This window comes from uncultured Lacinutrix sp. (assembly GCF_947500325.1).
Lineage (GTDB): Bacteria > Bacteroidota > Bacteroidia > Flavobacteriales > Flavobacteriaceae > Lacinutrix.
In genome coordinates this window covers 1-1601 of the sequence record NZ_CANMRQ010000052.1, presented here as the reverse complement: position 1 = coordinate 1601, position 1601 = coordinate 1, and the positions used below count along the sequence as shown (strand labels likewise).

At 30.0% G+C, this 1601-nt stretch carries 1 protein-coding gene; it reads left to right on the top strand.

Annotated elements, in window-relative coordinates; translation table 11 throughout:
* Positions 1 to 12 precede the first annotated feature (12 nt).
* Positions 13 to 1074, top strand: coding sequence for an RHS repeat-associated core domain-containing protein (locus tag Q0997_RS20100; protein ID WP_367180230.1), 1062 nt, complete (start codon positions 13 to 15; stop codon positions 1072 to 1074).
* Positions 1075 to 1601: the final 527 nt, after the last annotated feature.

Here is a 1601-nt window from a genome sequence, read left to right as displayed (position 1 = left end):
TGTTTTGACTGAATAAAAAAGGGTGAAATCGTAAAATTTTACATAAGTGCTTCTGATTATGTCTATCAATTTAAAGACCATTTAGGGAATATACGTTTAAGTTATAGTGATAACGATGGTAACGGTGATATTGATACTGCTACAGAGATTATAGAAGAGAATAACTACTATCCTTTCGGCCTCAAGCATAAAGGGTATAATAACGTTGTTAATGGAACTGACCATAAGTATGGGTTCGGTGGAAAAGAAGAACAAGACGAATTAGGGCTTAATATGTATGATTATCATGCTAGAATGTATGACCCATCTTTAGGGAGAATGATGAATATTGACCCACATTCAGATACTTATTATGGAATTTCGCCATATAATTATGCAATCAACAATCCTGCCTTACTTATTGACCCGGATGGTAAAGACGCAATTGTTTCAATTAAAGATGGTGTAGTAACTGTTACTACAAATATTTATATATATGGTAGTGGAGCTTCCAAAGATAGAGCTAGTGAAATTCAAAATGCAATTAATTCTCTATGGAAAGAAGAAGGTTTTAAATATACTGATGATGATGGGAATGAATTTGATGTAGTATTTAATACTAATGTTGAAGTGTATGATGAAGAAGACCCTACAAATGAACCTATGGTAATACCGGGAGCGCTAAACCCATTCAGTACAGATAATTTTATTAACGTAGTTGATGGTGTTGGTCGTTCTAATGTTAGTGGTGGAGATGAAGGAACATGGTATGCACAAGGAAGAAAAGGAGACCAAAAGAAAAGTCCTGCTTGGAAAAAGAAAGCTATTGCAAATACTTATGCCCATGAGTTTGGACACCTTGTAGGTTTAAAGGACAGATATAATAATGGCTCAGTTGCAGATGCTGGTTACGAAGGTCAAATAATGGCAAATGGAGTAAATTATTTTTCTCCTGTTGTAGACCAAAGAGCTATTGATGGCGTAGTTAGGCAGTCAGTTACTAAATACAATAAATTTGTTAAAAAATATGGAAATGAAGAAGCGACAAAAAGTGTTTATACAACCAAAATAGATATAAATAGTCCAAAGAATTAATTTAAAATTATTAATATGAAAACCGCAAATTTTATCAAAAGCCTTTTAGTTTTTACTTCCTTATTGGCTTTGTTTCAATTGTTATATTCAGAATATATAATTACTGATTTTGCACATAAAATAATATCTGTGTACTTTTTTATAGAAATCTTATTATTTATTAGTATTATATTTTTATATAGAAAAAGATGGTTTCTAATACTGCTATCAATTACATCAATTGTTGAAGTAATCTTTTTTTTAATGAAAGATTTGCCTTTATCAATGGATAATGGTTTTATGATTATAATTTTCTTAATCAGAACCTATATTATTTATAAGTTGTTTTCAGGAATGTCGAAAATTAGGGCATAGCAAAAAAAGAGAAATCAAATTATTAAAAAACGGTAATGTTCCAAATTAGGACATGCCAAAAATAAAGAGGTTAAATAATTGAAAAACAGTAGTTAATAGAAATATTAATTGCTGTTTTTTACTTTTTACTACATTTGAAACTATGAACACTATCAAACAAATATATCTAGCAG